The organism is Salinimicrobium oceani, from assembly GCF_012037645.1.
Genome location: NZ_JAAVJR010000692.1, coordinates 1 through 436, shown reverse-complemented (window position 1 = coordinate 436; position 436 = coordinate 1). Strand labels below are relative to the sequence as shown.

The window sequence follows — 436 nt, the reverse complement described above, 5'->3', positions numbered from 1 at the left end:
GAAAGATCTTTTCCTCCCATATGCCGGTAAATACCTGTTCTCCAGTCACGGCCGTACCCTGCACTTCCGCGGTAATCAATATCGAGCACAGTATATCCAAGATCTGTTAAAAGATTGTGGAACATATACTCTCTAAAATAGCTGGACCACCATTTGTGCGCATTTTGCAAATACCCTGCTCCATGTACAAAGACTACAGCTGCTCCATTTTTTGAAGCTTCTGAAGGTTTATACAGCCTCGCCGGTACCATTGCTCCATCTTCGGCTTTAAATTGTACAAGTTCCGGATCCCGCCAGTCATATTGCTGAAATTCCTCAGATTGTCCATCAGTGATTTGCTGTGCCTTTGCATTAGAGGAAGTTTTCTTAAGGTACAACTCCCAGGGCTGGTTCGAGTAGGAATGCCTTATAGCCATATATTTCTCATCCGGAGAAA

The 436-nt window shown here is 44.0% G+C and carries 1 protein-coding gene; it reads right to left on the bottom strand.

Annotated elements, in window-relative coordinates:
* A partial coding sequence (locus HC175_RS18900) for an alpha/beta hydrolase family protein (protein ID WP_168139730.1) occupies window positions 1-436 on the bottom strand: 436 nt, incomplete at both ends.